This is a genomic window from Bosea vaviloviae, from assembly GCF_001741865.1.
GTDB classification, from domain to species: Bacteria; Pseudomonadota; Alphaproteobacteria; order Rhizobiales; family Beijerinckiaceae; genus Allobosea; species Allobosea vaviloviae.
Genome location: NZ_CP017147.1, coordinates 2,150,446 through 2,164,569 on the forward strand (window position 1 = coordinate 2,150,446; position 14,124 = coordinate 2,164,569).

9 protein-coding genes are annotated in these 14,124 nt (G+C 66.8%); 7 read left to right on the plus strand and 2 right to left on the minus strand.

Annotated elements, in window-relative coordinates:
* Positions 1-6 precede the first annotated feature (6 nt).
* The 6 genes from BHK69_RS10115 (at position 7) to BHK69_RS10140 (ending at position 9,159) form a co-directional block, all read left to right on the plus strand.
* On the plus strand, positions 7-510 hold the full coding sequence (locus BHK69_RS10115; RefSeq protein WP_069689989.1) for a DinB family protein: 504 nt from the start codon (positions 7-9) through the stop codon (positions 508-510).
* Positions 511-621: 111 nt separating this feature from the next.
* Positions 622-2,262, plus strand: a complete 1,641-nt coding sequence (locus BHK69_RS10120) for a thiamine pyrophosphate-binding protein (RefSeq protein ID WP_244548455.1) — start codon at positions 622-624, stop codon at positions 2,260-2,262.
* A 126-nt stretch (positions 2,263-2,388) separates the two neighbouring features.
* Positions 2,389-4,050: a M14 family metallopeptidase gene (locus BHK69_RS10125; RefSeq protein ID WP_069689991.1), complete on the plus strand. Its 1,662-nt coding sequence runs from the start codon at positions 2,389-2,391 to the stop codon at positions 4,048-4,050.
* Positions 4,051-4,187: 137 nt separating this feature from the next.
* Positions 4,188-4,820 carry a LysE family translocator gene (locus BHK69_RS10130; RefSeq protein ID WP_069689992.1) on the plus strand — a complete coding sequence of 211 codons (633 nt, stop codon included), beginning with the start codon at positions 4,188-4,190 and terminating at the stop codon, positions 4,818-4,820.
* A 178-nt stretch (positions 4,821-4,998) separates the two neighbouring features.
* Positions 4,999-7,770, plus strand: coding sequence for a tetratricopeptide repeat protein (locus BHK69_RS10135; RefSeq protein WP_158516185.1), 2,772 nt, complete (start codon positions 4,999-5,001; stop codon positions 7,768-7,770).
* A gap of 180 nt (positions 7,771-7,950) precedes the next feature.
* Positions 7,951-9,159 (plus strand): M20 family metallopeptidase, encoded by a 1,209-nt coding sequence (locus tag BHK69_RS10140; protein WP_069689994.1) that lies wholly within the window; start codon positions 7,951-7,953, stop codon positions 9,157-9,159.
* 132 nt (positions 9,160-9,291) lie between these two features.
* Here the strand turns inward: BHK69_RS10140 and BHK69_RS10145 are convergent, their stop codons facing one another.
* Complete coding sequence (locus BHK69_RS10145) at positions 9,292-11,133, minus strand: glycoside hydrolase family 15 protein (RefSeq protein WP_069689995.1); 1,842 nt, start codon at positions 11,131-11,133, stop codon at positions 9,292-9,294.
* Between the two features lie 8 nt (positions 11,134-11,141).
* On the minus strand, positions 11,142-11,930 hold the full coding sequence (gene otsB, locus BHK69_RS10150; RefSeq protein ID WP_069693534.1) for a trehalose-phosphatase: 789 nt from the start codon (positions 11,928-11,930) through the stop codon (positions 11,142-11,144).
* Between the two features lie 313 nt (positions 11,931-12,243).
* Here otsB and otsA point away from each other — a divergent pair, with 313 nt between their 5' ends.
* Positions 12,244-13,845, plus strand: a complete 1,602-nt coding sequence (otsA, locus tag BHK69_RS10155) for an alpha,alpha-trehalose-phosphate synthase (UDP-forming) (RefSeq protein WP_069689996.1) — start codon at positions 12,244-12,246, stop codon at positions 13,843-13,845.
* Positions 13,846-14,124: the final 279 nt, after the last annotated feature.

A 14,124-nucleotide genomic window follows, 5' to 3' on the forward strand; every position in this document is an offset into this window, starting at 1 on the left:
GTCACGATGATCGAACCCGCCTTCGTCCGGACCATGGCGCATTACAACGCCTGGCAGAACGACAGTCTCTATGCGGCTGCCGCGAGCTTGAGCGACGAGGCGCGGCGGCTGGAGCGCGGCGCCTTCTTCGGTTCGATCCACGGCACGTTCTGCCATCTGCTATGGGGAGACCGGATGTGGCTCTCGCGCTTCGCCGGTACGCCGAAGCCATCGGTTCCGGGCAGCGAGTCGGTCCGGATGATCGAGGCATGGTCGGAACTCCTGGCCGAGCGGCGGGTCACCGATGCGCTGATCGGCGAATGGGCCGCGACGCTCTCGCCTGACTGGCTCGCCGGCGATCTGACCTGGGTTTCGGGCCTTTCGCGTCGCGAGCTCACCAAGCCGAAAGCGTTGCTCGTCGCGCATATGTTCAACCACCAGACCCATCATCGCGGACAGGTCCACGCCATGCTGACCGCCGCCGGGGCCAAACCCGACGATACCGACCTGATGCTGGTCGAATCGCGCTGAGTTTCGCGCAGCCTGTCACTCAGATTTGATGTGCCATTGATGGCGTAGAACCTGATTTGGAAAACCCTTTGCGCAGGCGTCCTCGCCTGCGCCGCAGATGGATGGCCACACATGCCTAGCTCAGACATGCCCAGCTCAGAGACGATCACCACCGGCGCGGACCTGATCGCCCGAGGCCTCGCGCGGGCCGGCATTCGCCATGCCTTCGGCATTCCCGGCGGCGAGGTCCTGGCGCTGGTCGAGGCCTTCAGTGCGGCCGGCATCGAGCCTGTTCTGGTCAAGCATGAGAACGCGGCCGGCTTCATGGCCGAAGGCGTCTGGCATGCGACGGGCGCGCCGGGTCTGTTCTACGCGACGCTCGGTCCCGGCGTGGCCAACGCGGCCAATGTCGTCGCCAATGCCTTGCAGGACCGCGTACCTCTGATCTTCATCACCGGCTGCGTCGATGCGGCCGAGGCCGAGAGCTACACCCATCAGGTCTTCGACCATCAGGCGCTGCTGCGCCCGATCGTCAAGGCGAGCTTCCGCGCCACTGCCGAGACCGCCGCCCTCGTCGTCGAGAAGGCGCTCGCCATCGCGCTGTCGGGCCGGCCCGGCCCGGTCCATATCGATGTGCCGATCAGCGTGGCGGAAGGCGCTGCCAAGGCGTCCATGCGTCCGCCGGCTCCGCTGCCCCTGCCGGTGCGGCCGGCCGAGGGGCACGGCCTGGAGGCGGCTCGCGGCGCTTTGGCGAATGCCGAGCGCCCATTGATCATCGCCGGTCTCGATGTCGTCAACCAGGGCGCGGCCGATGTGGTCGCCGATTTCGCGCGCGACCGCGACATCCCCGTCATCACCACCTACAAGGCCAAGGGCGTGCTGCCCGAGAGCGATCCGCTCTCGCTTGGCGGAGCGGGGCTCTCGCCCAAGGCGGACAAGCTGCTGCTGCCGCTGGTCAAGGCTGCGGATATGATCGTGCTCGCTGGCTATGATCCAATCGAGATGCGCCTCAACTGGCGCGATCCCTTCTCTCCTGGAACGCAGATCATCGACATCGTCGCCGAGGCGATGCCCCATGGCGTGCATCGCAGCGACCATCTCATCGTCGGCGACATCGCGGCCAGCCTGTCGGGGTTGAGCGTCGCGCCGGCCAAGGCGCATGTCTGGCCGGGCGGCGAGCCCACAGTGGCGCGCGAGGCGCTGCGCGACAGCTTCGCCTCCTCGGCCGCCTGGGGGCCCGATGTCATCTTCGAGACGGTGCGCGCCGCGACGCCCGCAGACACCGTCATCAGCATCGATTCCGGCGCCCATCGCATCCTGCTCTCGCAGATCTGGCAGACCGACATCCCGCATGCGATCCTGCAATCGACCGGGCTTTGCACCATGGGCTGCGCCGTGCCGCTGGCGCTCGGCTACAAGCTCGCCAGGCCCGCGACGCCGGTTGTCGCCTTCGTCGGCGATGCCGGGCTGGAGATGGGCCTGGGCGAGCTCGCGACCGCGCGCGAACTGGGCTTGCCCATCGTCATCGTCGTCCTGGTCGATGAGAGCCTCGCCTTGATCGAGATGAAGCAGCGCTCCAGTCAACGACCCAATGCGGCGGTGGATTTCTCCGGCAGCGATTTCCCGGCCGTGGCGCAGGCGCTCGGCGGCGTCGGTCGCTGGGTCGACGATGCCGGCACGCTCGCGGGGGAAGTCGAAGCCGCGCTGGGCCGTTCTGTATTCACCGTGCTGGCCTGCCGCATCGCGCGGCGCGCCTATGACGGGAAGATCTGAGGCGACGGACAGGCCGCTCGGCGGGAGCTGCAAGAGGGGCGGGCGATCTTCGCTTGAAGTCGTCTGCCAACTCGGCAGGATGATGGCCGCCCGCTTTCGTCGCGGGCGCTTGCGGAGGCTTCAGCCGTGCTTCGTTTCCTGGGAGTTTTCTGGCTCGGATTCGTCTTGACCGCCGCGGCGCTGGCGCAGGAGGCGCCGGCGAGGGGCGAACTTCAGCAGGCGCCGGCATTGCTTGCGCGCTATGCCGATGTGCCGGTGACATTGCGCTCGCCTTTCTTTGCGGAGGGGCGCGCCGGCAGCTATGATCCGGGGCGGGAGGCTGCCGGCTTCACCACCCAGGCCGAGATGGAAGCCTTCATCGCGGCTTTGGGCAACGCCGCCAATCTCGGCATCGGCTCGCTTGGGCGCTCGCTCGAAGGCCGCAACATCCCCTATCTCCTGTTCACGGCCGAGGGCGCCCGCAGCCTGGAGGAGGCGGCCAGGAATCAGCCCGTCGACCGACCGGTCGTCTGGCTGATCGGCCAGCATCACGGCAATGAACCCGCCGGCGGCGAGGCGATGCTGGCGCTGGCGAAGGATCTCGCCTCGGGCGGCGAGCTCGCCGAGCTGACGCGGGCGCTGACCATTGTCATCGTGCCGCGCTCCAATCCCGACGGCGCCGCGGCCTTCACGCGCGACACCGCCGCCAAGGCCGACCCGAACCGCGATCACCTGCTCCTGACCCTGCCCGAAACCCGCGTCCTGCAGATGGCGGCTGCGACGCTGCCGCCGGACCTGGTCATCGACGCGCATGAGTTCACGGTCGGCGGCCGCTGGCTCGCCAAGTTCGAGGCGCTGCATGCGACGGACTTCGTCTATATGCGCGCGACGCATCCGCTGGTGCCGGCGCGCGCCACGGTGCTGGCCGACCAGCTCTTCCTGCCCGCGATCGAGGCCGCGGCCGCAAGCGCCGGCCTGACCGCCTATGTCTATCAGACCTCTCCGAACGCCAGGCCGGAGGACAAGACCGTCGCGACCGGCGGCAATGCGGCGGGCATCGCGCGCAACGCCTTCGGGCTGATGGGCGCGGTCTCGATCCTGCTGGAGACGCGCGGCGTCGGCATCGGCGCGCAAGGCTTCCAGCGCCGCGTTGCCACTCATTACCTCGCCGCCATCGGCGCCCTGCGGGCAGCGGCGGCCGATCCTGCCCGGCTGCGGCGTGCCGTCGCCGAGGGGCGCCAGGAGGCGGCGCGCTCGCATGCGGACCTCGTCGTCGCGCATCGCGTCCCGGTGGTCCAGGGCTTCGTGCCGCTGGTCGACCCCGTCACGGCGGCGCCGCGCCCGACCGCGGTGCCTTTCATCGATGCCCGCCATATCGAACCGACCGTGGTGCGCCCGCGGCCGGCCGGCTACTGGCTGGCGGATGGCGAAGCGACGGCGCCGGTGCGCGAGGCGCTGGCGCGGCGCGGCATCCGCTCTTGCATCCTGACCGCGCCCGCGACGGTGTCGGGCGCGGAAGCCTTCATCGTGACGGCGCGCCGGCAGGTCGACCGCCGCGCCATCAATCCGGAAGGTGGCGTCTCGACGAAGAGCGAACGCGACGCTGCGCCCGTCACCCTCCCTGCCGGTTCGAGCTATGTCCCGGTCGAGCAGCCGCTGGTCGGTCTCGTCGTCGCCTCGCTCGACCCTGACGCCGCCGGTGGCTTCGTCAGCGCCGGCCTGTTCCCCGGCGAGGTCGGCGCCCGCCTGCCATTGCTGCGCTTGCCTGCCGGCGCGGGCGCGATCGACTGCCCCACCAAGGCCAACTGAGCGAGCGTCGATCGTGCCACTCGCGATGATGCGCCGGCGCGACCCACGCTTGCGCGACATGAGAGGCGCGCGTCGCCGGGTGATTGTCGGGGCCGGCAGGATACGGGCATGGTGTGCGCCATTGCTGGAGCCGTTTCATGCCCGAGATTCACAACCTGCTTGCTTTCGTGCTCCTGGCCTTCGGCATGGTGCTGACGCCCGGCCCGAACATGATCTACCTGATTTCCCGTTCGATCTCGCAGGGCCCCGGCGCCGGCCTGATCTCGCTCGGTGGCATCGCGCTCGGCTTTCTGTTCTATGTGTTCTGCGCCGCTTTTGGCATCACCGCCTTCGTCCTGGCGGTACCGTTCGCCTATGACGCGCTTCGGCTCGCGGGCGTCGTCTATCTGCTCTATCTCGCCTGGCAGTCGCTGAAGCCCGGCGGCCGCTCGCCCTTCCATGTCCGCGAGCTCGCGCCCGACGGTCCGCGCAAGCTCTTCGCGATGGGCTTCCTGACCAGCCTGCTCAATCCCAAGATCGCGGTGTTCTATCTGGCGCTGCTGCCGCAATTCATCGATCCCGCTGCCGGCAGCGTGCTGGCGCAGTCGATCATGCTCGGCTTCATCCAGATCGCAGTCAGCCTCAGCGTGAACACGCTGATCACCCTTGCCGCCGGCAGCATCGCGCTGTTCCTGCGGACGCGGCCGTTCTGGTCCCTGGTGCAGCGCTGGCTGATGGGCACCGTGCTCGCGGGCTTCGCCTTGCGCATGGCGATGGAAGCCCGGCGCTGAGGCCTTGGAGCCACGCATACAGCCCTCATCCTGAGGAGCGCGAAATCACGAACCCGCCTGTTCCCGCAGGCGGGTGTTTTCGTCCTGGATCCGTGCTCGCGCCGACCGGTTGACCGCTGCCGCAGGGGGTATGTTACCCTATCGCAACGTAAGGCGAGCTTGTGCGGGAGGTTGCAAAATGGCCTGCTCACTGTCGCGGATGGCGTTTCGAGCCTGTCTGATCCCTATCATCGCAGGCTTCTGGCTGTCGCCGAGCCTGGCCCAGAAGGTCGATGCTGTCGCGGTCTGCAAGGCCGATAAAACCGATGCGGGCATCGCCGCCTGCACTGCCGTCCTGAAAGGCCGCGGCGACCGCAAGACCAAGGCTTCTGCGCTGTTGAGCCGGGCGCAGAGCTATTGGGCGCTGAAACGCCTGGTCGAGGCCGAGAAGGACTATAGCGAGACGATCAAGCTCGCGCCGAACTTCGCAGCGCTCTACCGCGACCGTGGGCAGATCCGCTTCGGCCTCGGCAACGGCACTGGGGCCATGGCGGATTTCACGGTCGCGATCGACAAGGAACCGTTCAACGCCGACAACCACGCCAATCGCGGCTATCTCAAGCTGCTGGCATATGATTTCGAGGGCGCACGCGAGGATCTGCGCCAAGGCCTGTTCTGGCAGAAGGACCATCCGCGCAGCCACTACATGATGGGGCTGCTGCACTACTCGACCGGTCGGTATCGCGAGGCGGTCGCCGCGATCGAGCAGGCCCGCACACTGGGCTTCAAGGGCAATGAGGGTTTCATCACCAAGGCGCGCAGCCATTTCTATCTCAATGCCTACGGTCTCGCCGAAAAGGAAGCCTCGGAAGGCCTGGCGAGTTTCCCAACCGTCTATGACCTGAGCGAGATCCGGGCCCGGGCGCGACTGGCGCAGAACAAGAGTGCCGAGGCACTCGCCGATGCCGATACGGTGGTCCTGGCCGCGCCGAAATACGGCCGCGCCTATGCGACGCGCGCGGCGGTCAAGCTCGCCATGAAGGACCTCGACGCCGCCCGGGCCGACGCCGACAAGGCGATCGAGCTCGATCCCAAGCTGTTCGACGCCAATCAGGTAAAGGCCGAGATCCTGCTGGCGGCCGGCGACAAGGCCGGGGCGCGGGCGCTCTATGCGCAATCGGCCGCCCGCACAGATGCGAAAATGGCCTATGACAAGACCTCGCGGAACGTTGCGGCGGCCTGGATCATCGAACTCGACGCACCGCCTCCGATCATCGTCGCCGAGCTCGACGAAACGGAGTTGAAGGCACGCTGCGAGACGCGCGACGACCCGCTCCGGATGCAGAGCTGCGATCGCCTCGTCGAGACGGCGCCGACGCCTCAGGCCAAGGCGGACATGCTGATCCTGCGTTCGCGGGCGCGGCCCTATGGCCAACAGATCGCCGATCTCGATCTCGCCGTGGCAACTATGCCGGATTATCTCGAGGCGGCCCTGGCGCGCGCCAGCGGCCACATCTCATCCTATGGCTATGACGGCAACATCGCTCCGTTCGAGCGGGCCTGGGTCGATGCCGATAGCGTCGTGCGCCGGGCCGCGCCGGATTCGCAGGAGCTGCGCCGGGCCTTGACGGTGCGTGGCCTCGTCGCGACCTCGCTTGGTCGCCACGAAGAAGCCCTCGCCGACTGGTCGAAATTGTTGCAGATCGAGCCAGACAGTGCCGTCTGGCTTCAGTCCTACCGAGCGACATCCCTGCTGATGCTGGGCCGGCCGTCCGAGGCGCTGGTCGCGGCGCGCGAAGCCGATCGGCTGATGCCGGACGACAAGAAGCGTATATTCGGTAGCCGCGACCTCGTTCTCCCACTGATCGAGACCGGACAGGTCGATGCGGCTTTGGCCGAGATCGAGGCCTGGAGTGCGCGCAGCCCGGAGCAGTCCCAATCGCAGGACGTGATGCGCGCCCGCGCGCTTCTGGCGCGCGGAGACGATGCCGCGGCGCTCGACCTGACCAATGCCGTGCTGTCCAGGGGCCGAATCGATATCGGTGCGCAGGCGGTGCGCGGCATCGCGCAGGCAAGGCTCGGCAATGGGCTCGCCGCCATCTCCGACATCGACGGCGCGCTCGAGGGGGTCAGCAAGGATCGCACGCAGGCGAGCTATGAGGGGCTGACGCCTGGCTTCATGTCCGACCTCGCGCTTCATCGCGGATTGGCGCGCCTGCAGCTGCGCCAGGTCAACTTTGCCCGCGTCGATTTCGCTGAGGCGATCAGGCTGGCGCCTGATCGCGCCCGCCCCTATGCCGAGCGGGCGCGTCTCGCCCTCATGGCGGGCAGCCCGGCGGCGCTGACCGATATCGCCATGGCGCTCAGGATCGAGCCCGCCGAACCGCGCTGGCTTGCTCTCGCGGCCCGCATCAACCTGGCGACCGGTGATACGGCCGCCGCCGAGCGCCTCGCAACCGAGGCCCTTGCCGCAAAAGCCGCCGATCCCGACCTCGTGCTGCTGCGTGCCAAAGCGCGGCTCGCTCTGGGCAAGTTCGGTCCGGCGGTCGAGGATGCCGCGGCGCGGCTGGCCGTGGCGCCATCCGACACTGAGGCCTTGCTGGTGCGGATCGAGGCGAGGACAGGGCAGGGCAATCTCAAGGAGGCGCTCGCCGACGCCGAAGCGGCGCGGGCCAGCAATGGCGGCGACTCCAGGATTCTGCTCGCATTGGCGGAGTTGAAGGCGCGCAACGGCGACGCGCCTGGTGCGATCGGCGCCTTCGAGGAGGCCGTGGCCAAACCCGACGCCGCGCTGATTGCCAACAAACGCCTCGGTGACCTCTATGCCGGTATCGCCTCGGATCAGCTTGCCTTGGGCTATTATGCCAAGGCGCTGGAGCTGCCGGCTTACAAGCCAGAGGATGAAACGCTGAAAACCGCTGCGCGTGCCGCCCGCGACGCGCTGATCCGGAAGATGGCCGCGCCGAAATAGGGGCCCAGAGCATTTTCGAGCGAAGTGGACACCGGTTCGCGTGAAGAAAATGCGATAAAACAAGGAGCAGAGCCTTCTGTTTTCGCAAGGGGTACGCATCGCGGATGCGCTACCGCCGCGCCGGTTCTTCAGGCTATGCTCGCAGCATGGTCCCGTTGGGAACGATGAGAGCTGCACGCGATGAGCGATTTGACGCCTGAAGAAGCGAAGGTCACGGCCTGGCTCGCCAGCCGCAAGGAGGCGATGGTCGCGCTGCTGCGCGAGATGGTCGACACCGATTCAGGCTCCTACGACAAGGCCGGCGTCGATCGGGCAGGGCAGGTGCTGGCGCGCTTCCATGAGGCGAACGGGCTTTCCGTCGAGATCGTGCCGGATGCCCGCTACGGCGACGCCGTCAAGGCGCGCCTGCCCAACCCCTCGGCCAATGACCAGCGCCCGGTGCTGCTGCTCGGCCATCGCGATACCGTCTTCCCGCAAGGCGAGCCGACGCGCCGGCCCTTCACCATCAAGGGCGGCCGGGCCTATGGGCCAGGCGTCGCCGATATGAAGGCCGGCCTCGTCATCGAGGCTTTCGTGGCGGCCGCCTTTGCCGAATGCGGCGGGCTCTCCGCGCCGCTCCTGATGCTGACGACGAGCGACGAGGAGATCGCCTCGCCATCCTCGCGGCCGATCATCGAGGCCGCGGCTCGCGAGGCGCGCTGCGTCTTCAACGCCGAGCCGAGCCGCCTGCCGGCCGGCACCGAATTCAGCCGCGACCAGAAGCAGTCGATCACCTCGGGCCGTAAGGGCGGCGTCTTCATGCGCGCCGAATTCACCGGCAAGGCCGCCCATTCCGGCGCGAATTACGACAAGGGCATCTCGGCCATCGTCGATCTCGGCCACAAGATCCCCAGGCTCCAGGGCCTCACCGATCTGGAGCGCGGTGTCACCGTCAATGTCGGGTTGATCGGCGGCGGCCAGACCGTCAACACCATCGCGCCCCATGCCTGGTGCGAGATCGACCTGCGCTATGTCACGGCCGCCCAGCGCGACGAGTTGGTCGGCGCGATCCGGACCATCGTCGAGACGCCGGTGGTGCCGGGTGCGACCGGAGCCCTGACCATCAAGGGCGAGTTCGTGCCGCTGGAGCGTTCGCCCGAATCGGCCGTCCTGTTCGAGACCTATCGCGATGCGGCGGCGGGTTTCGGCATCGGCGTCGCCGCCGAGTTCACCGGCGGCTGCGCCGATTCCGGCTTCACCGCGGCGCAGGGCTGCCCGACCCTGTGCAGCGTCGGGCCGATCGGCGGCCTCGCCCATACGCCCGATGAGTTCCTGGAGGTCGAGAGCATCGTCCCCGCCGCGCAGGTCCTGGCGCTGGCGGTGATGCGGACCGCGGCCAGGATGGAGTGAGCCCGCGCTATTGCCGTCATGGTCGGGCTTGTCCCACCAGCCACGTCTTCGCTGATTGAGGGCTGTGTTCAAGACGTGGATGCTCGGGACAAGCCCGAGCATGACGGGCGCGCTATGCCGAAGAGTGCGCTCTCAGAACGCCTCTTCCCAGTTCCGGCTGAGCCGCATCGCCGAGTTGATCAGCCCGACCATCGAATAGGTCTGGGGGAAATTGCCCCAGAGCTCGCCGGTGGCGAGGTCGGCATCCTCCGAGAGCAGGCCAAAGCTGTTGCGCCGTTTCAGGATGCGGTCGAACAGCTCCTTGGCCTCGTCGACCCGGCCGATCGCGTAGAGCGCGTCGACATACCAGAAGGCGCAGATCAGGAAGCCGGTGTGCATGAAGCCGAAATCGTCCTGCGTCGCATAGCGCAGCAGCAGGTCGCCGCGCGTGAGATCACGGCCGATCGCCTCGACGGTCGCGATATAGCGCGGATCGTCGGCCTTGACGAAGCCGAGCTCGGCGAAGAGCAGCAGCGTCGCGTCGAGTTCCGTCCCGTCAAAGGTCGAGACGAAATGGCCCTTCTCCTCGTTCCAGATGCGCTCGCCGATGATGCCCTTCAGGCGCTTGGCCTCGGATCGCCAATACTCCTTGCGGTCGGCCCGGCCGAGCGTGCCGGCGATGCGGGCGAGGCGGTCGCACGCCGCCCAGCACATCACGCTGGAGAAGGAGTGCACCACCTGCCTTTCGCGCAGCTCCCAGGGGCCGGCGTCGGGCTTGTCGAAATAAGCGATGGCGAGTTCGCCCATGCGCTCGAGCTGGGCAAAGAGCGTGTCCTTGCCGGGCTGGATCAGGCGCTGGTCGAAGAAGGAATGCGTCGCCGCGAGCACGACCGCGCCGTAGCCGTCGTTCTGGATCTGCGTCGCCGCGCCATTGCCGAAGCGCACCGGCTGGTGGCCGCGATAGCCTGAGAGATTGGGCGCCTCGAACTCGTCCAGCGTGCCGCCGCGCGTGATCGGGTAGAGCGGCGGCAGATGCTCGGCCCCGCTTTCGGTGAAGGTGTCGACGATATTGGTGATGAAGCCGAGATAATCCTCCATCGTCCGCGTCGTGCCCAGGCGGTTGAGCGCATGGACGACGAAATAGGCGTCGCGCAGCCAGCAGAAGCGATAGTCCCAGTTGCGCTGGGTGCCAGGCGCCTCGGGGATCGAGGTGGTGAGCGCTGCGACGATCGCGCCGCTCTCCTCGAAGGAGCAGAGCTTCAGCGTGATCGCGGCGCGGATCACCTCTTTTTGCCAGTCGAACGGGATCGAGAGCGAGCGCACCCAGTCGCGCCAGTAATCGGTCGTCTTGTCCAGGAATTCGCGCGAGGTCGTCTCGATCTCGGCGCGCAGCGCCTCGTCCGAGCCGATGAAGAAGGAGAAGGGTCGGTCGACCGCGAAGGGGATGCTGTCGACGACATAGGAGACCGGCGCGTCGGTGGTCAGGCGGATGGTCTGATCGGCACCGACGAAGCGGACATGGTTGGAGCCGCGCGTGATCTCGTCGGGCTCCTCGCCGAGGCCCAGGCTCGGCTTGAGCACGATGCGGATGCGCGGCCGGCCCGAGATGCGCCTGACGCGCCGCACCAGCTGCGGCGGCCGGAAGAAGCGCTCATAGCGCACGAAACGCGGCGCGAAATCGAGGATCTCGATGGCGTTGCCCTGATCGTCCGACAAGACGGAGGACAGGATCGCGGTGTTGTCGAGATAATTTTGCTCGCAGCGCGTCATCCCAACCAGCTCGATCGCGAAGACGCCTTTCTTCGGCATCGCTCCGTCATCGTCCGGTTGGTTGTCGATCAGGGCGCAGAACACCGGGTCGCGGTCGAAGCGCGGGAAGCAGCCCCAGACAATGCGGGCGCGCCTGTCGATCAGCGCGGCGATCGTGCAATTGCCGATCACGCCGAGGTCGAGCGAGACGGAGTTCCGTCCCGCGATCGTCGTCGAAACTGTCATCGGTAACCTTATGAGAAGCTGGAAGCGGTCAGACGGCCGTGTTCGGCCGCGGTGAGAAGGATAGTGCGCAGGGCGGTCGGCGAGGCAATGCGGTGCGCGGCACAGGTCTCGCCGTCGCCGATCCGGATCGAGAGCCCGCCCAATGCGTTCACCGCCTCGAAGCCGGCCTCGTCCGTGATGTCGTCGCCGATGAAGACGGGCCTGCGTCCGGCATAGGGCGCGGCCTGCATCAATTGAACGATGGCGCCGCCCTTGCTGGCGCCGGCGGGAACCAGCTCGGCCACCGATTTGCCTTCCTGGAGCCGGATTGCCGGTCCCATGCGGGCGGCAACATTGCGCATCAGCTCCAGCGCCTCGTCCTTCAGCGTGGGCGCCAGCCGCCAATGCAGAGCAATCGAGATGCGCTTGTCCTCGACGATGATGCCGACATGGCTGTTGGCGAAGCGCACCAGATCGCGTGTCGCCTCGCGCATCGCCTCGGGCACCGCGGACTGCGAAAGGATTTCGCCATCGACCCGAATTTGCGCGCCATGCAGCCCGGCCGCGTCGAATCGATAGGGCGCCAGAACCTCGTCGAGAAAGCTGACGGGCCGGCCGGAGACGAGCGCCAGCGCTCCGCCAAGCGAGGCGCGCAAGGATTCCAGTGCGGGGGCCACCTGTCGGTCGAGATGCACGGCGTCGGGCATGGGCGCGATCTCGACGAGCGTGCCGTCGAAGTCGAGAAACAGAGCGATCTCGGACTCCGTGGGAGCGATGTCGCGGATATCGTGGGGCAATTCAGTTTCGATCAGTGTCATCATCTTTGTCTATCTGAGCCAGATATTTGTCTATCTGAGGCATGAGTCGGGCGAAAACACGGCCCTTCAGCTTGTGCGTTCCTTGTGCCGAAGCGCCGGCATGCCTCCCGGATCGTGATTCTGTTCGCGAACTCGCCACATTTATTGTCCAGCTTCCCGTTGCCGTCACGTTCTCGACGTGACGTTGCCACCGCTTCGCCATCGGCGGAGACGGAGGCCTTGGAAACATTACGTGCTCAACCGCGTTCTGTTCCTGCCACTGGTGTCGAAATTCTGGCGACCAGTGGCAATTCAAAAGGAGAGCTGTCGCGCCATGCGTCTCGTCATCGTCTCGAATCGCGTCACCATTCCAGATCGTCACGAAAAAGCGGCGGCAGGGGGATTGGCGGTGGCGCTGCGCGAGGCGCTGGAGAAACGGGGCGGGCTCTGGTTCGGCTGGAGTGGCGATGTCAATGACGCCGCCGCCGGCCAGGCTGTCCGCACGGTCCAGCGCGGCAAGGTGACCTACGCGGTCACGGATCTCACCGAGAGCGAGCGCCAGACCTATTATCTCGGCTTCTCGAACCGGGCGCTCTGGCCCAACATGCATTACCGGCTCGGCCTGACGGAGTTCTCGCGCACGGATTATGCCGGCTATCTCGCGGTCAACCGCCGCTTCGCCAAGGCGCTGATCCCGCTGTTGAAGCCCGATGATCTGATCTGGATCCACGATTATCACCTGATCCCGCTGGCCGCCGAGCTGCGCCGGCGCGGCGTGACCAACCGGATCGGCTATTTCCATCACATTCCCTGGCCTCCGGCGGAGGTTTTCGGCGCGCTGCCCTTCAGCGCCACGCTGATCAGCACGATGGGCGCCTATGATCTCGTCGGCGTGCAGACGCAGGTCGATGTCCGCAATCTGATCAGCGGCCTCGTCTCGCTCTGCGGCGCGAGGATGGAGGGCGGCAAGGTCAGGATGGGCCGCCGCGAAACCACCGTGCAGGCCTTCCCGATCGGCATCGATGTCGAGGCCTTCCGCAAGCTTGCCGCCGCCTCCGAGCGGGCCGCGACGCGTCCGATCAAGGCTACCAGGGAATCGCTCGGTGCCCGCAAGCTCGTCATCGGCGTCGATCGGCTCGACTATTCCAAGGGCATCGTCCAGCGTCTGGAGGCGTTCGGACAATTCCTGCGCAGCCATCCCGAGCATCGTGGCCGGGTCGGCATGCTGCAGATCGCGCCGCCCTCGCGTACCGACGTGCCCGAATATGCCGAGCTCGACCGTCAGTCGGACGAAACCGCGGGCCGCCTCAACGCTGCGCTCGGCGAGTTCGACTGGACGCCGATCCGCGTGGTCAAGAAAGCCTATTCGCGCAATGCGCTGGCAGGGTTCTACCGGCGTGCCCAGGTCGGGCTGGTGACGCCGATGCGCGACGGCATGAACCTCGTCGCCAAGGAGTATATCGCAGCGCAGGATCCGGCCGATCCCGGTGTGCTCGTGCTGTCGCGCTTCGCCGGCGCGGCGCAGCAGATGGGCGAGGCGCTGATCGTCAACCCTTACGACACCCATGAGGTCGCCGAGGCGATCCGCACCGCGCTCGCCATGCCCAAATCCGAGCGCATCCGCCGGTTCGAGCGCCTCTACGAGATCATCGACGCGACCGATATCGGCTGGTGGACGCAGTGCTATCTCGATGCGCTCTCCGGCATCGAGGCGCCCGCCCAGGACAGCGCGCCAAAATCGGGACCGAAGCGCAGCGCGTCGAAAAAAGCCGCGCCCAGACTGCGGGTCGTGAAGCCGTCGCCCCAGCCCGAGATGGAGGGCCGGGGCGAGGGGGAGGCGGCCCTGCCGGCAGAGAAGCCGAAAGGCCGGGCCTCGGCGAAACCCGCTGTCGCCGCCACGCCGGCGCGCAACGGCGCCGCGCTCGGACCGGCCTAGAGCCGGATGATTTCAGACGGGATCACAGAGTGATCCCGTCTGAAATCTGAATCCGTCTCTCATCCAAGAGTGAGAGCAGGATTAATGCGAAAAACCGGTTCCCACTTTTTCGCATCCTGCGAGAGCCGGATGATTTCAGATGGGATCACCTTGTGATCGCATCTGAAATTTGAATCCGTCTCTCATCCAAGAGTGAGAGCAGGATTAATGCGAAAAACCGGTTCCCACTTTTTCGCATCCTGCTCTTGCCGCGGAACTGACGATTTGCCGAAGATAAGC

Coding starts and splice junctions, on each gene's coding strand:
- BHK69_RS10140 (WP_069689994.1), top strand. CDS start 7,951: ATGAGCGATTTGACGCCTGAAGAAGCGAAGGTCACGGCCTGGCTCGCC.
- BHK69_RS10135 (WP_158516185.1), top strand. CDS start 4,999: ATGGCCTGCTCACTGTCGCGGATGGCGTTTCGAGCCTGTCTGATCCCT.
- BHK69_RS10115 (WP_069689989.1), top strand. CDS start 7: ATGATCGAACCCGCCTTCGTCCGGACCATGGCGCATTACAACGCCTGG.
- otsB (WP_069693534.1), bottom strand. CDS start 11,930: ATGACACTGATCGAAACTGAATTGCCCCACGATATCCGCGACATCGCT.
- otsA (WP_069689996.1), top strand. CDS start 12,244: ATGCGTCTCGTCATCGTCTCGAATCGCGTCACCATTCCAGATCGTCAC.
- BHK69_RS10130 (WP_069689992.1), top strand. CDS start 4,188: ATGCCCGAGATTCACAACCTGCTTGCTTTCGTGCTCCTGGCCTTCGGC.
- BHK69_RS10120 (WP_244548455.1), top strand. CDS start 622: ATGCCTAGCTCAGACATGCCCAGCTCAGAGACGATCACCACCGGCGCG.
- BHK69_RS10145 (WP_069689995.1), bottom strand. CDS start 11,133: ATGACAGTTTCGACGACGATCGCGGGACGGAACTCCGTCTCGCTCGAC.